The sequence below is a fragment of the Saccharopolyspora sp. ASAGF58 genome, assembly GCF_012277335.1.
Lineage (GTDB): Bacteria > Actinomycetota > Actinomycetes > Mycobacteriales > Pseudonocardiaceae > Saccharopolyspora > Saccharopolyspora hattusasensis.
Genome location: NZ_CP040605.1, coordinates 4,401,123 through 4,423,024 on the forward strand (window position 1 = coordinate 4,401,123; position 21,902 = coordinate 4,423,024).

A 21,902-nucleotide genomic window follows, 5' to 3' on the forward strand; every position below is an offset into this window, starting at 1 on the left:
GGCTGATCAGCGCTGGACAGACCGAAGCTCATCGAGCGGCCCGGCGGACGGCAGGTGGCCTCTAGCGCAACATTCCTGAGTAACCAGCGGATCGCTTACTCTCGGCTGCCGGGACCCGGTTCAGGTCCCGGCAGCCGAGAGCTGTTTCAGTCTCCGAGCGGAGTCTCTGTAAGAGGCGTGGTAGCCGGCGCGATCTGTTTGGTCTTCTTCGTGCGTCGGTTTCGCCGATCGAGGTAGTTGGCGAACCACGTGAGCAAGAGGCATATCGAGATGTAGATTGCTGCCACGACCAGGCTCACCGGGATGATCGGCCGGTCGAGCGTGGGAATACCACCGAGGTACCGGGCGTAGTACAGCAATTCCTGGTAGGTGATCAGGAAGCCCAGAGCGCTGTCCTTGAGCAGCACCACGAGTTGGCTCACGATGGCTGGGAGCATGACGCGCACTGCTTGCGGCAGGACCACGTTGCCCATGACCTGGCTCTTGCGCATGCCGATGGAATAAGCCGCCTCGCTCTGCCCTGCTGGAAGTGCGTTAACCCCAGCGCGGAAGACCTCGGCAAGCACCGAGCCGTTGTAGAGCGTCAGGCCGAGCACGACCGACCAGTACTGGCCGAAGTTCACGCCCAGCCCCGGTGCCGCGTAGTACAGAAAGAAGATCAGGATGACCAGCGGGATCGCGCGGAACACCTCGACGATCGCCGTGCACGGCATCCGGATCCAGGCGTGGTCGGAGAGCCGACCGAGCGCGAACACCGCGCCGAACGCCAGCGCGAGCACGGCGCCCATGAGGAACGCGCGGACGGTGTTCCACAGAGCCCCGAGTAGTTCCAGCTGGATCTGCTCGTAGAGCAGCCATTCCCACTTGCTGGCGTCGAACTGCCCGGTGGCGTAGAAGCGGAGCACCACGTATCCGAGCAATGCAAGCACCACAACGGTGCTGACGACGCTGATGAGCCGGTTGCGCACGCGGGCGCGCGGGCCGGGAGTGTCGAACAGAACGCTGCTCATCGGGCCACGCTCCACCGTTTTTCGAAGCTGCGCTGGATCAGGGTCAGCGGGATAACCAGGATCAGGAAGCCGATGGCGATCCACACGAAGGCGTTCAGTGTTGGCTCACCCTGCTCGTTGAGGAACGGGATGACCGAGCCGACCTCTGCCACGCTGAACCCAGCCGCGACGGTCGTGTTCTTCAACAGCGCGATCAGCACGCTGACCAGCGGCGGAACCACGGCACGGAAGGCTTGGGGGAGGATCACGTTGGTCAGCGACTGGGCGAAGCCGAGCCCGATGGAGCGCGCCGCCTCGGCCTGTCCGACCGGCACCGTGTTGATCCCAGCCCGCAACACCTCGCAGACGAACGCTGAGGTGTAGATGGTCAGCGCGATCACGGCAGCGGTGAAGAACGGGAACTGGATCAGCTCCAGCTTGGGGTAGGCGAAGACGAAGAAGAAGAAGATCAGTGTCAGCGGCGTGTTGCGGAGCAAGGTCACGTACCCGGTGCCGACGGCCCGCAACGCTGGGACGGGGCTGACCCGCAGCGTTGCCAGGATCGTGCCCAGTACCAGCGAGGCTGCAGCGGCCAGCAGGAAAAGCTCGATCGTCCGCAGGAAGCCTCTGGCGAGGACGTCGCCGTACTCCACCAAGATGTTGATCAATGAGTACTCCTGGAGTAATCGGATGCCCAGGGCGCGCTGCGGCCCTGGGCATCCGATGACGGGATCAGTAGCGGTTCACCTTGGGGGGCTCGGCGGACGATCCGGACTTGCCGAGGGTGGCGTCGTAGACGCGCTTCCACTCGCCGTTGGTCACAGACTGCTCCAGGATGTCGTTGATCTTGTTGCGCAGCGCCGTGTCGTCGTGCGCGAGGCCGACCCCGTACGGCTCCTCGGAGAACGTCTTGCCGACGACCTTCAGCTTGTCCGGGTCCTGCGCGGCGTAGCCCTTGAGGATGGCGTCGTCCGTGGTGACGGCGTCGATCTGGCGGTCGAGTAGCTGCTGCACGCACTCCGAGTAGCGCTGGAACTCGACGATGTTCTGCGGCTCGGTGAGCTGGTCCTGTTTGACCCGCTGGATCGGGGTCGACCCGGTCGCCGAGCAGACCTTCTTGCCCTTGAGCGAGTCCTTGCCGGTGATGTCGGTGTTGTCCGCGCGGACGAGCAGGTCCTGCCCGGCCATGAAGTACGGCCCGGCGAAGCTGATCTGTTCCTTGCGCTTGTCGTTGATCGTGTAGGTGCCGACGTAGTAGTCCACTTCACCGGTCGAGATCGCCTGCTCGCGCGCGGTGGACGGGATCGGCTTGTAGTCGATCTGGGTGTTCGGGTCGAACCCGAGCTGCGCGGCGATCAGCCGGGCGATCTCGATGTCGAAACCGGAGTACTGGTTGGTGACCGGGTCGCGGAAACCGAGCCCGGGCTGGTCCTCCTTGACACCGATCGTCACACGGCCCTTCTGCTTCATCCGGTCGAACGTCGGTGAGCCTTGGACTTGCACGTTCTGGGCGACGTTCTGCTGGACTTGCGGTTCGCCGCCGCTGGGACCACCCTCACGTCCACAGCCGGTCAGCGCCAGTGCCAGCGATGCGGCCAGCACCGTCACCAACCGCAATTTCTTGGCTCGCATTTCGTCTCGCTGCCTCTCTCTGAAGTGGGTCAGTGGGTGAGGATCTTGCCCAGGAAATCCTTGGCGCGGTCGCTCTTCGGCGTGCTGAAGAACTTCTCCGGTGCGGCGTCCTCGACCACCTCACCGTCGGCCATGAAGAGCACGCGGTGCGCAGCACGGCGCGCGAAGCCCATCTCGTGTGTGACCACCAGCATCGTCATGCCCTCGGCAGCGAGATCGGTCATGACCTCCAGGACCTCGTTGACCATCTCGGGGTCCAGCGCCGAAGTCGGCTCGTCGAACAGCATCACCTTCGGCTTCATCGCCAGCGCGCGGGCGATCGCGGCTCGTTGCTGCTGCCCGCCGGAGAGCTGCGCCGGGTACTTCTCGGCCTGGTTCGCGATGCCGACCCGTTCCAGCAGTTGCAGCGCGTTGTCCTGAGCTTTGTCCCGGCTCTCCTTGCGGACCTTGATCGGGCCCAGCGTCACGTTCTCCAGGATCGTCTTGTGCGCGAACAAGTTGAACTGCTGGAACACCATGCCGACGTCAGCGCGCAGTTCGGCCAGCGTGCGGCCCTCGGCGGGCAGTGGCACCCCATCGACCTCGATGCGGCCGGAGTTGATCGGCTCCAGGCGGTTGATCGCCCGGCACAACGTCGACTTGCCGGAACCCGACGGCCCGAGGACCACGACGACCTGGCCCTTGGGGACCTCGAGATCGATTTCCCGCAGCACGTGCAAGGAGCCGAAGTACTTGTCGACCGCGGACATCCGGATCATCGGGACGTCCGTGGGAGCTGCGGTCATTCCTTCTCCTGAACGCGTCAAGTGGATTCGATGGCCGAAATTTAAGCCCCCGATGGGGGATAGTCCAGTCAGCTGCGGATAACGCTGATTGCAAGTTGGTTACGCTCCGGAGTCGCGTAGCCGGTCCGAAACCTCCGGTTCGACGCACGTCGCCGGCCGCCGCGTACCCTCCCGGGCGGGTGAATCCGCGATCTGACCAGGCGCTACCGTGGAACGGTGAGCACGAGGACGTACGAGATCCGAACTTTCGGCTGCCAGATGAACGTGCACGACTCCGAGCGGCTCGCAGGCATGCTGGAAGACGCCGGGTACGCGCGCGCCGAGTCCGACGCCGCCGACGTGGTCGTGTTCAACACCTGCGCGGTCCGGGAGAACGCCGACAACCGCCTCTACGGCACCCTCGGGCACATGCGGCCGGCCAAGGACCGCAACCCGAACATGCAGATCGCGGTTGGCGGCTGCTTGGCCCAGAAGGACCGCGACACGATCGTCAAGCGGGCCCCCTGGGTGGACGTCGTGTTCGGGACGCACAACCTCGGTTCGCTGCCGGCCCTGCTGGAGCGCGCCCGGCACAACCACGAGGCCGAGGTCGAGATCCTCGAATCGCTGGACGTCTTTCCGTCCACCCTGCCCGCGCGCCGCGAGTCGGCCTACTCGGGCTGGGTGTCGGTCTCGGTCGGCTGCAACAACACCTGCACGTTCTGCATCGTGCCCGCGCTGCGCGGCAAGGAGAAGGACCGCCGCCCCGGCGAGATCCTCGCCGAGGTGCAGGCGCTGGTGTCCGAAGGCGTGCTCGAAGTGACGCTGCTGGGGCAGAACGTCAACGCCTACGGCGTCGAGTTCGGGGACCGCTTCGCGTTCGGGAAGCTGCTGCGCTCCTGCGGGGAGATCGAGGGGCTGGAGCGGGTCCGCTTCACCTCGCCGCACCCGCGCGATTTCACCGACGACGTGATCGAGGCGATGGCCGAGACGCCGAACGTCTGCCCGCAGCTGCACATGCCGCTGCAGTCCGGTTCGGACCGGGTCCTCAAGGCGATGCGCCGCTCCTACCGCTCCGAGCGGTACCTGAACATCGTGCGCAACGTGCGCGAGGCGATGCCGGACGCGGCGATCACCACCGACATCATCGTCGGCTTCCCCGGCGAGACCGAGGAGGACTTCGAGCAGACGCTGGAGGTCGTGCGGCAGGCGCGATTCTCCAGCGCGTTCACCTTCCAGTACTCCAAGCGGCCCGGCACGCCCGCGGCCGAGATGCCCGACCAGCTGCCCAAGGAGGTCGTGCAGCAGCGCTACGACCGGCTGGTCGCGCTGCAGAACGAGATCTCCTGGGAGGAGAGCAAGAAGCTGGTCGGCCGCCCGGTGGAACTGCTGGTCGCCGAGGGGGAGGGCCGCAAGGACGCCGAGACACACCGGCTCTCGGGCCGGGCCCGCGACGGGCGGCTGGTGCACTTCGCCCCGACCGGTGCCACCGACGGCGAGATCCGTCCCGGCGACGTCGTGCGCACCACGATCACGCGTGCCGCGCCGCACCACCTGGTCGCCGACACGGACATCACCGGCCACCGCCGCACCATCGCCGGTGATCACTGGGAAGAGGGCGTGCGGCCCAAGACTTCCGGAGTCAGCCTCGGGCTGCCGTCGTTCGGAACCCCGCCGCAGCAGCCGGCCGAGCAGCAGGGATGTGCGTGTTGAGCAAGGCGGAAGGTTCGGACGGGTCGCGCCGCGCGCTGACCGGGCCGGAACGTGAGGTGCTGCGTCGCATCGACCCCGGCAAGCGCGCGCTGGTGATCGCATCGGTGATGCTCGTGCTCGTCCTGTGCTCGCTGCTGCCGTGGGTCCGCGGTGCCGCGGGCTGGGAGGTGCTGATGGGGCAGGCCGACCCGGCGCTCAAGATCGGCCTGCTGCCGCGGTTGTTCGCGATCAACTCGACGATCGTGGGGATCGGCCTGGGCGCCCTGGCGCTGATCACCCGGCGTTGGATCTTCGCGTTCCTGGCCGGGCTCGCCGGTGTGGTGGTGACCTTCGAGGGCGTGATCGCGATCTGGTCTCGCCAGACGAGCGGCGCGGAGGGCCCGTCGATCGGCCTGCTGCTCGCGGTGGCGTGCATGGCCGTGCTGGCCGTGCAGTGGATGCGGATCGTCTGGTCCCGTTCCTGACCTCTGGTTCGCCCGGCCAGTGCAACCCGATCACTTTCGCGGGCGTCTCACCGGTATGTCACGTGATCTCCAGTGGGACGGCGGCTACAACGTGCGCGACCTGGGTGGGCTGCCCGCTGCGGACGGCCGCCGGATCCGCCAGGGTGCTGTCGTGCGGTCCGCGAGCCCGGCGTTCCTGACCGAATCGGGGTGGGGGCAGGTCTGGGAGCACGGCATCCGCACCGTCATCGACCTGACCGAAGAAGGCAGCGGCGCGCTGCCCGCACAATCGGCGCGCCCACCTGAGCTGACCGCCTTGCGGCTGCCGCTGAATCCCGTCGACGACGTCGAGTTCTGGGGCTACTGGGGCAAGCGGCTGCACGGCACGCCGCTCTACTGCAAGCCGTTCCTCGACCGCTTCCCGGATCGCACCGCCAAAGTCGTCACCGCGATCGCGCACGCCGAACCCGGCGGGGTGCTCGTGCACTGCAGCGCCGGCCGCGACCGGACCGGGATCATCGCACTGGTGCTGCTCGCCTTCGCCGGGGTGGCGGCCGACGAGATCATCGCCGACCACGAGCTCAGCCACGACCGGCTCCGACCGCTGTTCGACAGGCTCGGCTGGCCAGACCAGGAACCGCTGATCGACGAGGCACTCGCCCAGCACGGCACCACCAGGGTCAGGGCGCTGTCGGCGGCCCTCGACTCGTTCCACGCAGCGGCCCACCTGCGCTCCGGTGGCTGCACCGACCACGACCTCGCCGCCCTCCGGGCGAGGTTGCTCGCCTGACGGCGAGTTCGGTGCGCCGGACGCGCAGGCGGGCCTCCGGTGTTGCAACCCCGTCAGCGGCTGGCGATCGCCTGCTCCGCAGCCGTCAGCCACTCACGCCACTGGGCGGCCTGCTCCTCCGCCTGCTTCGCACGGCGTTCGTCGCCCGCCGCGCGGGCCTTCTCGGCCTGCGCGTCGAACTGCTCCACCCGGTCGCGGAACTGGTCGACCCGGGCCTGCGCCTCCGGGTCGGTGCGCCGCCACTGCGCGTCGGCGGCCGACCGCACCCGGTCGGCGACCGCGCGCAGCTTGCCCTCCAGCTCCCGCATCCGCTCCCGCGGGGCCTTGCCGATCTCGTCCCACCGCTCCTGGATCCGCTGCAGGTGGGCCTGCGCGGCCTTGAGGTCGGCGGACGGGTCGATCTGCTCGGCCTCGACGAGCAGCTCCTCCTTCAGCTTGGCGTTCGCGGCGAACTCGGCGTCGCGCTCGGAGAACGCCTCCGACCGGCGGCTGAAGAACCGGTCCTGCGCGGCGCGGAAGCGCTGCCACAGCAGCTCGTCGCTGTCCTTCGGGGCGCGGCCGGCGGCCTTCCACTCCGTCATCAGCTGCTTGTAGCGGTTCGCGGTTTCGCCCCAGTCGGTGGACTCGGTCAGCGACTCCGCTTCCTCGACCAGCTCCTGCTTGTGCGCCTTGGACGCCGCGCGCTGCCGGTCGAGCTCGGCGAAGTGCGAGCCCCGGCGGCGGCTGAAGGCGTCTCGGGCCTTGGAGAACCGGCGCCACAACTGCTCGTCGGTCTTGCGGTCGACGCCGCGGACCTTCTTCCACTCGTCGAGGATCTCACGCAGCCGGTCGCCGGCGTTCTTCCAGTGCGTGGACTCGGCGGCGATCTGCTCGGCCTCGGCGACCAGCGCTTCCTTGCGGGCGACGGCGTCCGCCCGGGCGCGTTCCTTCTCGTGCTTGGCACCCTCGACGGCCTGCTCGGCCTGCACCACCAGGTGGTCGATCCGGGCGGTCAACGCCGCCAGGTCGCCGATCACGGCGGCTTCGGCCAGCGAGTCGCGCAGGTGCTTCGCGCTGGTCAGGGTGTGCTTCGGCTCACCGGCGTGGGTGCTCAACCGGGTTTCCAACAGCTCGACCTCGGTGAGCACGTCGTCGAACTTCCGCGCGTAGAGGGCCAGCCCCTCGGCGGCATCACCGGCCTGCCAGGAACCGATCGCCCGCTCCCCTTCGGGGGTGCGGACGTACACCGTGCCGTCGGTGTCCACCCGCCCCCACTTGGCAGGGTCGGCGGAAGCGGTCGGTACCGCGGGCGCAGCCGTGGGTGACCCGGTGGTGCTGGTGGTCGAGTCCGCGGCCGCCTTGTTGGCGACTGCCTCGGGGGTCGTGTCCTGGTGCGTCATGGCCGGCTTCCTCCTTGCGTGCCCGCTCTGATGCCCGTGTCCGGCACGGGCGCCCCGCATCGGCGGGGCCCAGCAAGCGTCGACCCGAACCGTTCGGTGGTCCGGCCTCCGCTGGCGCATTCAAACAGGTCAGGGCGCGAATCGGTACTCCGTTGCGGAACCGATGCGCCGGGGAGTCGGCGCGTACCGCGACGTGGTGCCCGGATCGAACTTGTGACCTGCACGGCTTCATTGTCATCAGGCACCCGTTCGGCCGCAGCGGGCAGGGGGCGGAAACCCGCCTCAGCCTCCGGCCGCCGGTTGCGGCTCCCTGCTCTAGCCAACTCGCCCGTGACCTCTACCGTGCACAGGTGTGATCACCCGTATCGCTGTGGTGCCTTACCCGCCGTTGCTGGTTCCCGCGTTGACCGTGCGGGCCGATCCGGAAACCGCTCGCTTGCGGGGCGCCTGTCTGCGCGCCGTGTCCAGTCTGACTGACTCTGCCGCCGAATGGGTGGCTGTCGGCGTAGATCAATCAGGGCCGCAGGTGCTCGGACCGGACACAGCGGGCACTTTCGCGGGCTACGGCGTCGACTTCCCGGTGACGCTCGGTGGCGCCGGCACCCCTGATCCGAAGCTGCCGCTACCTGCGTTGATCGCCGGACTCCTTCGCGAGCAAGCAGGGGCGCTGGCGGTCACGACGCACCTGTTGGCGCCGGACACGCCGACCGGGGATTGCCAGCGGTTCGGCGCGGAGCTAGCTGCCGGCGATGTCGGTCTCCTGGTGCTCGCCGATGGCACCAACCGCTCCGACGAGCGCTCGCCGTACTCGCCGGACGAGCGGGCCAAGCCGGTCGACGAGCAGATCCGCACCGCGCTGGCCGACGTCGACACGGCAGCGCTGTTTGCGCTGGAACCGGAACCCTGCGCGGAGCTCGGCGTCGCGGGCCGGGCCGCGCTCCAGGTCCTGCCCGGAGTCGTTGAGGCCACCGGCGGGACCTGGCGCGGCGAACTGCTGTACTCGGCCACCCCGTTCGGGGTCACCTACCATGTGGCGACCTGGACCCGCACAGCCTGAACAGGTGTTTCCGCAGGGGCTGCTGCCAGACTCGTCTTACGTGGCGATGCGGATGCGTCTGGTCTGCGGGCCTCCCGACTTGTGCATGACCAATACGCGGCTTCGGGACTGTCCTCACCGGACGACGTCTGAGAACCCAAGGCGGTGCGTTGCGAGGGTGCACCGCCCTACCGCACCCCCGGACGATCGTCCAATACAGCTTCTACAGCGCCCTAACCCAGTCGCGACCCCTGGCCAGCAGAAATGCCGGGCGGACCGCTGTGCTGCGCGCCCGGCACGCGCTTCTAAGGTCGAGGGGTGCAGTCTTTCCCGCATCTGGTGGCGATCGTCGGTCCCACCGCCACCGGCAAGTCGGACCTCGGCATCGAGCTCGCCTCGGCCTTCGACGGCGAGGTGATCAACGCCGACGCCATGCAGCTCTACCGAGGGATGGACATCGGCACGGCCAAGCTCGTCGTCGCGGAACGCCGCGGCATTCCGCACCACCTGCTGGACGTCCTCGACGTCACGGAAACCGCCTCCGTGGCGGCCTACCAGCAGCAGGCACGCGACGCCGTCGAAGACATCCTCACCCGGGGACGGACCCCGGTGCTGGTGGGCGGCTCCGGCCTCTACGTGCAGGCCGTCGTCGACGACCTGTTCTTCCCCGGCACCGATGCGCAGGTGCGGGACAAGTACGAGCAGGAGCTGGTGCGGGTCGGCCCGGCCGAGCTGCACCGGCGGCTGCAGGAGCTCGACCCGGCGGCCGCGGAAGCCATCCTGGCCAGCAACGGTCGCCGCATCGTCCGGGCGCTGGAGGTCATCGAGATCACCGGGCGGCCGTTTTCGGCGAACCTGCCCAAGCCCGGACCACCCCGCTACGGAGCGGTGCTGATCGGCCTGGACCGGCCGGTCGAGGACCTCGACGACCGGGTGGACCGCCGGGTGACCCGGATGTTCGACGCCGGGCTGGTCGACGAGGTCCGGAGGCTGGAGAAGGCCGGGCTCCGGTGCGGCCGCACCGCCAGCCGCGCGCTGGGCTACCAGCAGGTGCTCGCCGAGCTCGACGCAGCGGGCGACATGGCCGCCGCCGCGGCCGAGACCGCGAAGCTCACCCGCCGCTTCGTCCGGCGGCAACGCTCGTGGTTCCGCCGAGACGCGCGGATCAACTGGTTCGACGCCGCCGACCCGACGCTGGCATCAGACGTCCGCGCGCTGCTGGGCGAGTAGGGAACAGCGCTTCTCCTCCGAGGCGACGTCCCGAACGCGGCTTGCCGCAGGTCGTCGAGCCGCGCCAGACCGGCGACCCGGCGAACGTAGACTGGGCGCGTGCATTCCTCCCAAGGGCCCGAGTTCATCAAGGGCCACGGCACCCAGAACGACTTCGTCATCCTGCCCGACCCGGACGGCGCGCTGAAGCTCACCGACGAGCGGGTGCAGGCGCTGTGCGACCTGCACCGCGGGCTGGGTGCAGACGGCGTGCTGCGGGTCATCCGCGCCGGGGCGCTGGAGGACGCCCCGGCCGACGTGCCGGCCGATGTTTGGTTCATGGACTACCGCAACGCCGACGGCTCGATCGCCGAGATGTGCGGCAATGGTGTGCGGGTGTTCGCCCGCTACCTGGTCGACGCCGGGCTGGCCGCGCCCGGCGAGCTACCGGTTGGTACGCGCGCCGGCGTCCGGTGGGTCCGAACCCACGACGACGGCCAGGTCACGGTCGATATGGGCCCGGCAAAGGTCTTCGGCGAGTCCACCACGAGCGCCTCCGGGCACGCCTTCGCCGGAATCGCCGTCGATGTCGGCAACCCGCACCTGGCCTGCGTGAGCGACGTGGACCTCGCTGAGCTGGACCTCAAGACCGCCCCGCCGCACGACCAACACCTCTTCCCGAACGGCGTGAACGTCGAGTTCGTCCGGCCGCTCGAAGGTGACCACGTGCAGATGCGCGTGCACGAGCGAGGCGTCGGCGAAACCCGTTCCTGCGGCACCGGCACGGTCGCCGCCACGGTCGCGGCGCTGCGTGCTGCCGGTGCAGAAACCGGACGCCGGGTCGTCCACATCCTGGGCGGCACCGTCGACGTGGAGGTCACCACGACCAGCTCCACCTTGACCGGCCCCGCCGTGCTGGTGGCCCGCGGAAACCTCGATCCCACCTGGTGGCAGCAGCCGTAACCGCCGCTGGCACGCGTCACACCAGTGCAAACGGGTAATGGCGGGCGTGAGGCGTGAAAATCGGTCGCGGGCCGTGGGACAATGGCCTCGATATGAAAAACTCTTTGACCTGGTCCGCCGAGCTCGACCGCGATGCGGACGAAGCCGACGAATACGAACCCATCTTCACTGCGGAACCGTCCACGGGCGAGATGGAGCTCGCAGACCGTGCGTCGCTGCGGCGGATCGGCGGTCTGTCCACCGAGCTCGCGGACATCACCGAGGTCGAATACCGCCAACTCCGCCTCGAGCGCGTGGTGCTCGTCGGGGTCTGGACCGACGGCGACGCCGCGCACGCCGACGCGTCGTTGACGGAGCTCGCCAGGCTCGCCGAGACCGCCGGCTCTGAGGTGCTGGAAGGCATCATCCAGCGCCGCGACCGCCCGGACCCCGGCACCTACGTCGGCTCTGGCAAGGTCCGCGAGCTGCGTGACCTCGTCGTCGCCACCGGGGCGGACACCGTCATCTGCGACGGTGAGCTCTCGCCCGGTCAGCTGCGGCAGCTGGAGGAGAAGCTCAAGGTCAAGGTGGTCGACCGGACTGCCCTGATCCTGGACATCTTCGCCCAGCACGCCCGGTCCAAGGAGGGCAAGGCGCAAGTCGAGCTCGCCCAGCTGCAGTACTTCCTGCCGCGCCTGCGCGGTTGGGGCGAGACGATGTCCCGGCAGGCCGGTGGCCGTGCCGGCGCCAACGGCGGCGTCGGTACCCGTGGTCCCGGTGAGACCAAGCTGGAGACAGACCGGCGGCGCATCCACAAGCGCATCAGCAGGCTCCGCAAGGAGCTTTCCGCGATGCGCACGGTGCGCGGCACCAAGCGAGGTCGGCGGGAGGCCAACGCGGTTCCCAGCGTGGCCATCGCCGGCTACACCAACGCCGGGAAGTCCAGCCTGCTGAACGCGTTGACCGGGGCCGGAGTGCTGGTGGAGGACGCGCTGTTCGCCACCCTGGACCCGACCACGCGGCGGGCCAGCACACCGGACGGCCGGAACTACACGTTGACCGACACGGTCGGCTTCGTCCGGCACCTGCCGCACCAGCTGGTGGAGGCGTTCCGCTCGACGCTGGAAGAGGTCAGCGGCGCGGACCTGCTGGTGCACGTCGTGGACGGCTCCGAACCGTCGCCGCACGAACAGGTCGCCGCGGTGCGCGAAGTGCTGAACGAGATCGCCGAGGATCACACGACGGCGATGCCGCCGGAACTGCTGGTCGTCAACAAGATCGACTCGGTCGATGCGACCCGGATGGCCGAGCTTCGGCGGCTGCTGCCCGACGCGGTGTTCGTCTCTGCGCACAGCGGCAAGGGCATCGAGGAGCTGTGCGAGGCCATCGCCGACCGGCTGCCCCGGCCCGGCGTCTTCGTGGACGCGCTGGTGCCCTACACCCGCGGCGAACTCGTCGCGAGGGTGCACGCCGAAGGCGAAGTGGTCGACGAGGAACACACCCCGGACGGCACCCGGGTCCGCGCCAAGGTCCGGCCCGACCTGGCCAGTGCGCTCCAGCCGTTCGCGGGAACCGGGTGAGCACTGCCGGTGCGGGCGGTGCGGCTGCGGCCGCACTGCTGCTGTGGGTGGGCTCGGGTACGGCGCCCGAGGCCGCTGCGGAGCAGGCGCTCGCGCCGGTCGAGAAATGCCGCGTTGATGACAAGCGCCTCGCCGAGTTGTCCGGTCTCGCGTCGGACGGCTCGGGCTGGTACGCCATCAGCGATGGCGGCAGCTCGCTGCGGGTGTTCGTGCTGGATCCGGCCGACTGCTCGATCCGCGGAATCCGGACGGCGTCGAACGACCCCTATGACGTCGAGGACCTCGCGTTGGGGCGCGACGGATCGCTCTGGCTGGCCGACACGGGGGACAACCGTCGCCGCCGGGACGACATCGCGCTGTACGTGATGTCGTCAGGCGACGGCGCGACGTTGTACCGCCTCGCCTACCCGGACGGGCCGCACGACGCGGAGGCCCTGCTGCTCGACCGGACCGACGTGCCGCACATCGTCACCAAGGAAAGGTTCGGTTCGGCCGGTATATACCGTCCGGCCGGACCACTGGCGACGGATCGCACCGTGCCGTTGGAGCGGGTCGGTTCGATCTCGCTGCGTTCCACCCAGACACCGGGCGGCCCCTTGAACGGCTCGCTCGGCTCGGTTCTGGTGACGGGCGGGTCCGTGAGCCAGGACGGCACGGTGGTCGCGATCCGCACCTACACCGAGGCGTACGTATACGACGCTCCGGACGGCGATCTGGTCGCGGCATTCCAGCGCGAACCGTTTCGCATCTCCTTGCCGAACGAGCAGCAAGGCGAGGCGATCGCGTGGGAACCGGACGGCGCACTGCTGTCCGCGTCCGAAGGCAACCAGCCGGTCCGGCGCATTCCCGGGGTGGCGGCAGCAGCGCGAGCCACCGGGGCGCAGGCCGAAGGCGACGGCTCGGCTAAGCCGGCGCTGGGCGGTGACGTTGACCGAGCGCAACCGGCGGACCGGACCGGCTCCGGGATGTCCGCCGGTCGAGCTCTGCTGCTAGCGGCCACGGTGGCCGGACTGCTCATCTTCGTGGTCCGTCGGCTGCGCCGCCGAGCTCGCTGAGCGGCCGCGAGACTCGGGCAGGTCACCTGCTTGACCCGGATGTGTACCGGCCCGGAACCCCAAGCGAAGCGATGTCCGAAGTTCCGCTACCCGCATCGCTGCGCGAGCCAAGCCCCGCATACGCCAGGCCTACCGACTTCGGCAAGCGCGGCTGCGTTCATCAGACGTCACCCGGCCGATGCTCCGCCGCCTGCACGGGATGCACGAGTCGGCATCCCGCTGCGAGGCGGCGGAGGTCCGGTTGTCGGACGACCCGGCCAAGGCCGGCTGCCCGAAGGTCAGAGTCGCCGCAGTACCGCGACGACCTTGCCCAGGATCGCTGCGTCGTCGCCGAGGATCGGCTCGTAGGCCGTGTTGTGCGGCAGCAGCCACACGTGGTCATCGGTTCGCTTAAAGGTCTTCACGGTCGCTTCGCCGTCGATCATCGCGGCGACGACGTCGCCGTTCTCCGCATCGGGCTGCTGGCGAACCGCCACCCAGTCGCCGTCGGTGATGGCGAGGTCCACCATCGAGTCGCCGACCACCTTGAGCAGGAAGAGGGTGCCGTCGCCGACAATCTCCTTCGGCAGCGGGAAGACGTCCTCGATGGACTCCTCGGCCAGGATCGGGCCGCCGGCCGCGATCCGGCCCACCACCGGCACGTAGGCGGGCTTGACCTGCCCGGCCAGCTCCGGGGAGTCCGGCTCGCCGCCGACGAGCACGCCGACGGTGCGTGGTCGGTGCGGATCCCGGCGCAGGTAGCCCTTCCGCTCCAGCACGCGGAGCTGGTAGGCCACCGACGACGTCGAGGTGAGCCCGACGGCATCGCCGATCTCGCGAACGCTGGGCGGATAGCCGTGCTCGCGCATCCACTTCCGAATGGCCTCCAGCACCTTGAGCTGGCGGTCGCTCAGCTCGTCGGCCCCGCTGGCCTGTTCGGGCAGGTTGTGCACGTCGGCCCGGGAGCCGTCCTTGACGTCCTGTCCGCGGCCCTTGATCGAGCCGGTCGCATTACTCGCCACCGCTGCCTCCTGTCCGTGTGAACTGCGGTGCTTATTGCGGGGGAGTTCGGTCCGCCCGATTTCCACAGTAGACGGGAGAAACCCAGAGATCAAACACCTGTTCGAGTTAATTTCAAGCTCAAGTCTCGCCCTGTGGTGTGCTCGTGGTACACAATCGCACGCAGGTTCGATCGAACATCCATTCGATCATGGTTTCGGGTGTGGGAGGCATCATGACCACGTTCATCGATGCGGCGAGGCGAGCCCGTCCTGCCGAGCGGGAGGTCGTCGAGCGGCGGCGGGTGGGCGATGCGGTCGCGGTGTCACGGCCTTGCGGCGGCGCCCAGCGCGTTCCCGGTCGCGTCATCTTCCGCGCGCCCGGCGCATCCGTCGAGGGATCGGTCGCCGCGTGCGACCGGGCTCGTCGGCGGGGCGAGTGGCTCTGCCTGGCCTCGGTGGCGATCTTCACTTTCCTCATTGTCATGCTGATGGGGCTCTTCGGGCTCGGCGACGCGCCGGTGACGGGTGGTACCGCAGTCGTGGAAGTGCACGGCGGTGACACTTTGTGGGGGATCGCGGACCGGGTGGCGCCGGGCCGCGACCCACGCGCCGTGGTCGCGAAGATCGTCGAGCTCAACGAGCTGGATGCGACCGCCGTGGAGGCCGGTCGGCTGCTGAGGGTTCCGGTCGGCGACTGATTCGCGCGACGCGGCTCGGTCGGGGGCTCGCCGGTGGATCGACGGCGGTGGATCGACGGCGGGGGACGGCGCCGATCATGGCCGGCCGGTGGTCGTCCGGCGGCTCGCATCCGGTGGTTTCGGTGGCGACCTCGGTGTTTTCGCCGGCTGGGCCGATCGGTGGCGACCGGCCGGGCCAGAAGGGACGTGTCGAGTTTGCTTCGCGGTACGCCGCCGTTTAGAGTCGACCACAACATCTAGTAGTTACGTCCGTGTATTTAGTCCACAGGTTGGGCTTGTAGGGTGCTCACGCACATACGGACGGTGAGTTGGGAGCTGGTTGCCGGAGGGCGACCGCGACCAAACTGGGGAAGGGGGTGAGGGCCGGTGCGATGCCCGTTCTGCCGCGGCGAGGACTCCCGGGTCGTCGATTCGCGCGAGGTCGAGGAAGGCCAGGCGATCCGGCGCAGGCGCTCGTGCTCGACGTGCGGTCGGCGGTTCACGACCATCGAGGAGCTCGTGCTCTCGGTGGTCAAGCGTTCCGGCGTCACCGAGCCCTTCAGCCGCGAGAAGGTGGTGCGCGGCGTGCGTCGTGCCTGCCAGGGGCGCCCGGTGGAAGAGGACGCGTTGCAGCAGCTCGCGCACCAGGTAGAGGACACGGTCCGGTCCCTCGGGGTTTCCGAGCTGCCCAGCCACGAGGTGGGGCTGGCCATCCTCGGACCGTTGCGGGAGCTGGACGAGGTCGCCTACCTGCGCTTCGCGAGCGTGTACCGGGCGTACTCCTCGGTGGAGGACTTCGAGAAGGAGATCGCCGACCTCCGCGCGGCGCGGCGCGGCGCGCAGGCCGGTGCGGAGCAGAACGCGGAGAGCGGCCGTGAGTAAGCCGCGTCGGCGCACCCCCCGCCGCGGGGGCGGAAACGCAAGACGTCAGCGGACGGCCCACGGCGGGGCGTCGTTGAACATTGAGGCACGACCGAACCGGACGGGGAGACCGGACGGGGCCGACGAAGCACGACGAGCGAAAGATAAGGAAGAGGGTCAGGTCATGACAGAGACCGTCGGTAGCCCGGCCGGCGCATCGGGGGAGCCGGAAACAGGTGCCCGCGAGGGCATCCGGGTGCAGCGCGTCTACACCACGGAGGGGGTGCACCCCTACGACGAGGTCAAGTGGGAGCGCCGCGATGTGGTGATGACCAACTGGCGGGACGGGTCGGTCAACTTCGAACAGCGCGGGGTGGAGTTCCCCGACTTCTGGTCGCTGAACGCCGTCAACATCGTCACCAGCAAGTACTTCCGCGGCGCGGTGGGCAGCGACACGCGTGAGAGCAGCCTCCGGCAGCTCATCGACCGCGTCGTGCTGACCTACGTCGCAGCGGGCGTCGAGCACGGCTACTTCGCGACCGATGCCGACGCCGAGATATTCGAGCACGAGCTGACCTGGATGCTGCTGCACCAGGTGTTCAGCTTCAACTCGCCGGTGTGGTTCAACGTCGGCACCAGCTCCCGGCAGCAGGTGTCGGCCTGCTTCATCCTGTCGGTCGACGACACGATGGAGTCGATCCTCGACTGGTACAAGGAAGAGGGCCTGATCTTCAAGGGCGGCTCCGGGGCCGGGCTGAACCTGTCCCGCATCCGCTCCTCGCGGGAACTGCTGTCCTCCGGCGGTACCGCGTCCGGTCCGGTGTCGTTCATGCGCGGCGCCGACGCGTCCGCCGGCACCATCAAGTCCGGCGGTGCGACCCGCCGCGCGGCGAAGATGGTGGTGCTCGACGTCGACCACCCCGACATCGAGGAGTTCATCGACACCAAGGCGCGCGAGGAGCACAAGATCCGCGCGCTGCGCGACGCCGGTTTCGACATGGACCTCGGCGGCGCCGACTCCAACTCGGTGCAGTACCAGAACGCCAACAACTCCGTGCGCGTCTCCGACGAGTTCATGCGCGCGGTGGAGAGTGACGGCCGGTTCGGGCTGCGGGCCCGGATGACCGGCGAGGTGCTGGACACGGTGCAGGCCCGCGACCTGTTCCGCAAGATGGCGAAGGCGGCCTGGGAGTGCGCCGACCCGGGCATCCAGTACGACGACACGATCAACGACTGGCACACCTCGCCGGAGACGGGCCGGATCACCGCGTCCAACCCGTGCTCGGAGTACATGCACCTGGACAACTCCAGCTGCAACCTGGCCTCGCTGAACCTGCTGAAGTTCCTGCGCGATGACCTGACCTTCGACGCCGAGCTGTTCGAGAAGGCCGTCGAGTTTGTCATCTCCGCGATGGACATCTCGATCTGCTTCGCGGACTTCCCGACCGAGGCGATCGGCGACACCACCCGGAAGTTCCGGCAGCTGGGCATCGGCTACGCCAACCTGGGCGCGCTGCTGATGGCGACCGGCCACGCCTACGACTCCGACGGCGGCCGGGCGCTGGCGGCGGCGATCACCTCGCTGATGACCGGTACCGCCTACAAGCGGTCGGCGGAGCTGGCTGGCGTGGTCGGCCCGTACGACGGGTACGCCCGCAACGCCGAGGCCCACCAGCGCGTGATGCGCAAGCACGCGGCGGCCAACGACCTGGTCCGCACCTACCACCGCAACGACGTCTCCGTGCACAAGCTGGCGACGAAGGTGTGGCAGGAAGGCCTGGAGATCGGTGCCCGCAACGGCTGGCGCAACGCGCAGGCTTCGGTGCTGGCCCCGACCGGGACTATCGGCCTGATGATGGACTGCGACACGACCGGCATCGAGCCGGACCTGGCGCTGGTCAAGTTCAAGAAGCTGGTCGGCGGCGGCTCCATGCAGATCGTCAACCAGACGGTGCCGCGGGCGCTGCAGGCGCTGGGCTACCAGGAAGAGCAGATCGAGGCGATCGTCGAGTACATCGCCGAGAACGGCCACGTGGTCGACGCGCCTGGCCTGCGGCACGAGCACTACGAGGTCTTCGACTGCGCGATGGGCGAGCGCTCGATCGCGCCGATGGGCCACGTGCGGATGATGGCTGCGGTGCAGCCGTTCATCTCGGGGGCGATCTCCAAGACGGTGAACATGCCGGAGTCGGCGACCGCCGAAGAGGTCGAGCAGCTCTACTTCGAGGGCTGGAAGCTGGGCCTGAAGGCGCTGGCGATCTACCGCGACAACTGCAAGGTCGGCCAGCCGCTGTCGGCGGGCAAGGGCGACAAGGGCGAGTCGGAGAAGGCGGTCGAGAAGCAGATCGAGTACCGCCCGGTCCGCAAGCGCCTGCCGAAGAAGCGGCCGAGCCAGACGGTGTCCTTCACTGTCGGTGGCGCGGAGGGCTACCTGCACGCCGGTTCGTACCCGGACGACGGGCTGGGCGAGATCTTCGTCAAGCTGGGCAAGCAGGGTTCGACGCTGGCCGGTGTCATGGACGCCTTCTCGATGTCGATCTCGGTGGGTCTGCAGTACGGGATCCCGCTGGAGTTCTACGTCTCGAAGTTCCAGAACCTGCGCTTCGAACCGGCCGGGATGACCGATGATCCGGATATCCGGATGGCCAGCAGCGTGCTGGACTACTTGTTCCGCCGACTCGCGCTGGACTACCTGCCCTACGAGAAGCGTGCCCAGCTGGGCGTCTTCACCGTCGACGAGCGGGAGGCGCAGGTCAACGGCACCGATGTGGTGCCGGCCGGGCAGAGCTCGGACGTCGACCTGGACACGATGCGTTCCACTGTGGACTACTCGAAGAAGTCCGAGCAGCCGAAGGCAGAGGAACAGCGGGCGGGCAGCTCGACCGAGTTGCTGGAACTGCGCCTCGGCAAGGCCGCGGACGCGCCGCTGTGCATGACCTGCGGCACCAAGATGCGCCCCTCGGGTTCCTGCTACCTGTGCGAGGGCTGTGGCTCCACCTCCGGCTGCAGCTGACAGCGGGGTTGCTTCTGATGCAACATCGAGCACTGGCCCCCTAACCGGACTACGTGCAGCTTGAAAGGGGAGTCGCCATCGGGCGGCTCCCCTTTCGCGTGGTTCGAACACACTGCCCACGACCATCGTCCGCGAGAACCAAGCGGTGTACGTCGAAGACCTGTGCGTCGTCGGTCTCGGCAGGACGAGACTGGCGAAGTCGGTGCACGACGCCGGGTGGGCCGCCTTCACCAGCATGGTGGAGTACAAGGCCGCCCGGTACGGGCGGACGTTCGGCCGGGTGGACCGGTACTTCCCGTCCACCCGGATGTGTTCGGCCTGCGGGCGCATCGACGACAAGATGGCCCTCACCGTCCGATCGTGGGACTGCCCGTGCGGCAGTCACCACGACCGGGACGTGAAGGCAGCGAAGAACGTGTTGGCCGCCGGGCAGGCGGACAACGGAAACGACCGTGGAGCGCACGTAAGACCAGGATTCGTCCCGGCGGCGCACCCGGACGCCGCGCGGTCCACGCGCAGCGTGGAGGGAATCTCTCCGTCCTTTAGGACGGCGAGGATGTCAATTAAACCCGATTCTCACCGAGGTTACCGGGTTCAGCCCCGGCGCCGTCCCGTTGCTGCTCGTCGCCTACGGTGCCGCCACGGTGGTCGGCAACACGATCGTCGGACGCCTCGCCGACCGTTACACGATCGCCGTCCTGCTCTGCGGCCTGGTCCTGAACCTGGGCTTCCTCGCCGGGTTCGCGCTGCTGGCCGACCTCAGCGTGCCCGCGGTGGTCTTCATGCTCGGCGTCGGCCTGGTCGGCGTCACCATGAACCCGGCGACGATCACGCGTGTGCAGCGCACCGGCAACGCCCGGCCGCTGGTCAAGACGGTGCGCTCTTCCTTCATCACGCTCGGCGTGATGATCGGGTCCTGGATCGGTGGGCTCGCCATCAGCAACTTCGGCCTGCGAGCGCCGCTTTGGCTGGGTGCGGCCCTGGCCGCGGTCGGCATCGTCACGCTCCTGCCCGACCTCATCCGCCGTCGAGCGGCTGCGCCCGAGGCAGCGCCGGCGCCGAGTCTCGCGGAAACGGCGTAGCGCAGCGCCGTGAGCGGCGGAGGCTACCGTTGCCGCTCACGGCGTCGATGGGCTGCGGAGCTAGACTTCGCGGCGTGATGACACCCGTTCATGCTGCGGTGGTCGGTTAGTCAAGGACTCCGGCCCCACCGGCCAACGCTGCCCGCGACCATTTCTCCGGTTCGCCGGGCCGTTCGCCGTGTGCTGGGGCGCAGATCGTCCATTTCCCACCTTGCGCAGGTCGGCCCGGCTGATCTGCGTTCGGCCGCATCAGCAGGAGCGGTTCATGAAATTTTCCGACGACAATGCTGCCTGCCAGCAACAAATAGGCGTGCTTCGCTGGCTCTCGGCGAACGGTTCCCGGCCGCCGGCCCGAATCGTCGACGCGGATGACCGGATGTCCGCGAACGAGGCGTACGAGCTGGTGTCGCGCGGAACCGGTTTGCTGTGGCGCGGAGATTTCCACAACGCGCGCCAACTGCTCAGCGCGGTTGCGCGCCGTCTCCGGCGGACAAGGACACCCGGCCTGTCCGTTTCCGAGGCGTTCCACGCGCATCGGCGGGAGCAATCGCGTCGAGCCCGCACGCTGGCACTGGTCCTGGTCCGCCTCGACCCCGGTCATGTGCTGCCGCTTCGGCGCGCACCTGACGTTCGGTTGGCGTGCCACGAGGTCTACGGGCAGGCCAACGTCCCGTACGTGGTTCCGTTGCGGGAACTGCTCGGCGTGATCGGCGCGCACGAATGGCGCAAGAAGGGCATCTCGATCCCGGCACTCGGCGCGCGCATCCACGCCCACTACGGGGTTTTCGCTCCAACTCGAGGCGAATACGTGGATCTGATCGCCGAAACCCCGCTGCAGTCGGCGGAACTCGCCTTCGACATCGGCACCGGGACCGGTGTGCTGGCAGCGGTTCTCGCCCGGCGCGGCGTTGCGCGCGTCGTGGCCACCGACAGTTCGGCACGAGCGATCCGATGTGCCGAGGAAAACGTCCGGAACCTGGGGCTCGCCGGGCGGATCGACCTGGTGCAGGCCGACCTCTTCCCGGCTGGGCGCGCGCAACTCGTCGTGTGCAACCCGCCGTGGCTTCCGGCGCAGCCCCACTCGCTGCTGGACCACGCCGTCTACGACCCGGGCAGCCGAATGCTCCGGGATTTCCTTGCCGGGTTGCCCGGACATCTCCGACCGGGTGGGGAGGCCTGGCTGATCCTGTCGGATCTCGCGGAGCGCCTCGGGCTGCGCACCCGAACCGAACTGCTAGCCGCGATCAGCGGGGCCGGGCTCCGCGTCGCCGGGCGGTCGGACGTTCGGCCCAGCCATCCGCGAGCCTCGGACCCGACAGACCCGTTGCACACCGCGCGCTCCGCCGAGGTCACGTCCCTGTGGCGGCTCGCGCCGATTTGGGATCGCGCCACCCGGACGTAGCCTTGGGCAGTCGGAGAAGGCGGTGTGGTCATGCGCAGAACCACAGCTGCCGTCGGCGGTGCGGTGTTCTTCGTCCTGGGGAACGGCTGGTCATCGGAGGTCTCTACCGCTGCGTCCGAAATCCGGTGTACGTGGCGTTGCTCACCGTCATCGCCGGGCAGGCACTGCTGCTCGGGCGATTGGGTTTGTTGCTGTACCCGGCTGTGTTCTGGCTGTTCGCGGCGGCGTTCGTGCGGTGCCGGGAAGAACCGGTGCTCGTTCGCCGGTTCGGCGCGGAGTACGAACGGTACGGCCGCGCGGTGCCTGCGTGGGTGCCGCGGGCTGCGGCCGTGGCACCCACCGCGTGAATGATCGT

Annotated in this window: 20 protein-coding genes and 1 pseudogene; 15 read left to right on the forward strand and 6 right to left on the reverse strand. The window is 68.7% G+C overall.

Annotated features, from left to right (window positions below):
• Positions 1–146: 146 nt before the first annotated feature.
• The 4 genes from FDZ84_RS21065 to FDZ84_RS21080 form a co-directional block, all read right to left on the reverse strand.
• Complete coding sequence (locus tag FDZ84_RS21065) at positions 147–1,010, reverse strand: amino acid ABC transporter permease (RefSeq protein ID WP_168587300.1); 864 nt, start codon at positions 1,008–1,010, stop codon at positions 147–149.
• The gene (locus FDZ84_RS21070; protein WP_168590236.1) at positions 1,007–1,654 is read right to left on the reverse strand and encodes an amino acid ABC transporter permease; all 648 of its coding nucleotides are present in this window, start codon (positions 1,652–1,654) and stop codon (positions 1,007–1,009) included. Before FDZ84_RS21070 ends, FDZ84_RS21065 begins: the two co-directional genes overlap by 4 nt.
• 67 nt (positions 1,655–1,721) lie before the next feature.
• Positions 1,722–2,621: a glutamate ABC transporter substrate-binding protein gene (locus FDZ84_RS21075; RefSeq protein WP_168587301.1), complete on the reverse strand. Its 900-nt coding sequence runs from the start codon at positions 2,619–2,621 to the stop codon at positions 1,722–1,724.
• Positions 2,622–2,650: 29 nt separating this feature from the next.
• A complete protein-coding gene (locus FDZ84_RS21080) occupies positions 2,651–3,379 on the reverse strand; it encodes an amino acid ABC transporter ATP-binding protein (protein ID WP_210435735.1) in 729 nt (242 codons plus the stop codon).
• 243 nt (positions 3,380–3,622) lie between these two features.
• On the opposite strand from FDZ84_RS21080, the gene miaB reads away from it, so the two are divergent.
• Genes miaB through FDZ84_RS21095 form a run of 3 tightly spaced genes read left to right on the forward strand, consistent with a single transcriptional unit; the run spans position 3,623 to position 6,331 of the window.
• The gene (gene miaB / locus FDZ84_RS21085) at positions 3,623–5,098 is read left to right on the forward strand and encodes a tRNA (N6-isopentenyl adenosine(37)-C2)-methylthiotransferase MiaB (RefSeq protein ID WP_256413551.1); all 1,476 of its coding nucleotides are present in this window, start codon (positions 3,623–3,625) and stop codon (positions 5,096–5,098) included.
• On the forward strand, positions 5,086–5,562 hold the full coding sequence (locus tag FDZ84_RS21090) for a hypothetical protein (protein WP_246868316.1): 477 nt from the start codon (positions 5,086–5,088) through the stop codon (positions 5,560–5,562). Before miaB ends, FDZ84_RS21090 begins: the two co-directional genes overlap by 13 nt.
• A gap of 55 nt (positions 5,563–5,617) precedes the next feature.
• On the forward strand, positions 5,618–6,331 hold the full coding sequence (locus tag FDZ84_RS21095) for a tyrosine-protein phosphatase (RefSeq protein WP_168587304.1): 714 nt from the start codon (positions 5,618–5,620) through the stop codon (positions 6,329–6,331).
• Positions 6,332–6,384: 53 nt separating this feature from the next.
• Here the strand turns inward: FDZ84_RS21095 and FDZ84_RS21100 are convergent, their stop codons facing one another.
• A complete protein-coding gene (locus FDZ84_RS21100) occupies positions 6,385–7,710 on the reverse strand; it encodes a DUF349 domain-containing protein (protein WP_168587305.1) in 1,326 nt (441 codons plus the stop codon).
• A 526-nt stretch (positions 7,711–8,236) separates the two neighbouring features.
• Here FDZ84_RS21100 and FDZ84_RS21105 point away from each other — a divergent pair.
• The 5 genes from FDZ84_RS21105 to FDZ84_RS21125 all read left to right on the forward strand — a co-directional run bounded on the left by FDZ84_RS21105 (position 8,237) and on the right by FDZ84_RS21125 (position 13,532).
• The gene (locus FDZ84_RS21105; protein WP_246868317.1) at positions 8,237–8,767 is read left to right on the forward strand and encodes a hypothetical protein; all 531 of its coding nucleotides are present in this window, start codon (positions 8,237–8,239) and stop codon (positions 8,765–8,767) included.
• Between the two features lie 297 nt (positions 8,768–9,064).
• Entirely contained in the window at positions 9,065–9,976 is a 912-nt protein-coding gene (gene miaA / locus FDZ84_RS21110; RefSeq protein ID WP_168587307.1) for a tRNA (adenosine(37)-N6)-dimethylallyltransferase MiaA, read from the forward strand.
• A gap of 99 nt (positions 9,977–10,075) precedes the next feature.
• Complete coding sequence (dapF, locus tag FDZ84_RS21115) at positions 10,076–10,918, forward strand: diaminopimelate epimerase (RefSeq protein WP_168587308.1); 843 nt, start codon at positions 10,076–10,078, stop codon at positions 10,916–10,918.
• A gap of 191 nt (positions 10,919–11,109) precedes the next feature.
• Positions 11,110–12,477, forward strand: coding sequence for a GTPase HflX (gene hflX / locus FDZ84_RS21120; protein WP_210435736.1), 1,368 nt, complete (start codon positions 11,110–11,112; stop codon positions 12,475–12,477).
• Positions 12,474–13,532: a hypothetical protein gene (locus FDZ84_RS21125; protein WP_168587309.1), complete on the forward strand. Its 1,059-nt coding sequence runs from the start codon at positions 12,474–12,476 to the stop codon at positions 13,530–13,532. Before hflX ends, FDZ84_RS21125 begins: the two co-directional genes overlap by 4 nt.
• Before the next feature lie 278 nt (positions 13,533–13,810).
• Here the strand turns inward: FDZ84_RS21125 and lexA are convergent, their stop codons facing one another.
• A complete protein-coding gene (lexA, locus tag FDZ84_RS21130) occupies positions 13,811–14,533 on the reverse strand; it encodes a transcriptional repressor LexA (RefSeq protein WP_168587310.1) in 723 nt (240 codons plus the stop codon).
• A gap of 212 nt (positions 14,534–14,745) precedes the next feature.
• Between lexA and FDZ84_RS39070 the strand changes: the two genes are divergently transcribed.
• The 7 genes and pseudogenes from FDZ84_RS39070 (at position 14,746) to FDZ84_RS40050 (ending at position 21,894) form a co-directional block, all read left to right on the forward strand.
• On the forward strand, positions 14,746–15,210 hold the full coding sequence (locus tag FDZ84_RS39070; protein WP_246868318.1) for a LysM peptidoglycan-binding domain-containing protein: 465 nt from the start codon (positions 14,746–14,748) through the stop codon (positions 15,208–15,210).
• A 366-nt stretch (positions 15,211–15,576) separates the two neighbouring features.
• A complete protein-coding gene (gene nrdR / locus FDZ84_RS21140; RefSeq protein WP_168587311.1) occupies positions 15,577–16,071 on the forward strand; it encodes a transcriptional regulator NrdR in 495 nt (164 codons plus the stop codon).
• Between the two features lie 163 nt (positions 16,072–16,234).
• Complete coding sequence (locus FDZ84_RS21145; protein WP_168587312.1) at positions 16,235–19,063, forward strand: vitamin B12-dependent ribonucleotide reductase; 2,829 nt, start codon at positions 16,235–16,237, stop codon at positions 19,061–19,063.
• A gap of 124 nt (positions 19,064–19,187) precedes the next feature.
• A pseudogene (locus FDZ84_RS39075) lies at positions 19,188–19,475 on the forward strand (RNA-guided endonuclease InsQ/TnpB family protein); the annotation flags it as partial.
• A gap of 160 nt (positions 19,476–19,635) precedes the next feature.
• Entirely contained in the window at positions 19,636–20,145 is a 510-nt protein-coding gene (locus FDZ84_RS21155; protein WP_168590240.1) for an MFS transporter, read from the forward strand.
• A 265-nt stretch (positions 20,146–20,410) separates the two neighbouring features.
• Positions 20,411–21,547 (forward strand): class I SAM-dependent methyltransferase, encoded by a 1,137-nt coding sequence (locus tag FDZ84_RS21160; protein ID WP_168587313.1) that lies wholly within the window; start codon positions 20,411–20,413, stop codon positions 21,545–21,547.
• Entirely contained in the window at positions 21,505–21,894 is a 390-nt protein-coding gene (locus FDZ84_RS40050) for an isoprenylcysteine carboxylmethyltransferase family protein (RefSeq protein WP_168587314.1), read from the forward strand. Before FDZ84_RS21160 ends, FDZ84_RS40050 begins: the two co-directional genes overlap by 43 nt.
• Positions 21,895–21,902: the final 8 nt, after the last annotated feature.

What these genes read in the sequence shown, in the direction of transcription:
- FDZ84_RS21160 (WP_168587313.1), top strand. Translation starts at nt 20,411, where the DNA reads ATGAAATTTTCCGACGACAATGCTGCCTGCCAGCAACAAATAGGCGTG.
- FDZ84_RS39070 (WP_246868318.1), top strand. Translation starts at nt 14,746, where the DNA reads ATGACCACGTTCATCGATGCGGCGAGGCGAGCCCGTCCTGCCGAGCGG.
- FDZ84_RS21065 (WP_168587300.1), bottom strand. Translation starts at nt 1,010, where the DNA reads ATGAGCAGCGTTCTGTTCGACACTCCCGGCCCGCGCGCCCGCGTGCGC.
- FDZ84_RS21145 (WP_168587312.1), top strand. Translation starts at nt 16,235, where the DNA reads ATGACAGAGACCGTCGGTAGCCCGGCCGGCGCATCGGGGGAGCCGGAA.
- FDZ84_RS21095 (WP_168587304.1), top strand. Translation starts at nt 5,618, where the DNA reads ATGTCACGTGATCTCCAGTGGGACGGCGGCTACAACGTGCGCGACCTG.
- FDZ84_RS21080 (WP_210435735.1), bottom strand. Translation starts at nt 3,379, where the DNA reads ATGATCCGGATGTCCGCGGTCGACAAGTACTTCGGCTCCTTGCACGTG.
- hflX (WP_210435736.1), top strand. Translation starts at nt 11,110, where the DNA reads ATGGAGCTCGCAGACCGTGCGTCGCTGCGGCGGATCGGCGGTCTGTCC.
- FDZ84_RS21090 (WP_246868316.1), top strand. Translation starts at nt 5,086, where the DNA reads ATGTGCGTGTTGAGCAAGGCGGAAGGTTCGGACGGGTCGCGCCGCGCG.
- FDZ84_RS21075 (WP_168587301.1), bottom strand. Translation starts at nt 2,621, where the DNA reads ATGCGAGCCAAGAAATTGCGGTTGGTGACGGTGCTGGCCGCATCGCTG.
- FDZ84_RS21100 (WP_168587305.1), bottom strand. Translation starts at nt 7,710, where the DNA reads ATGACGCACCAGGACACGACCCCCGAGGCAGTCGCCAACAAGGCGGCC.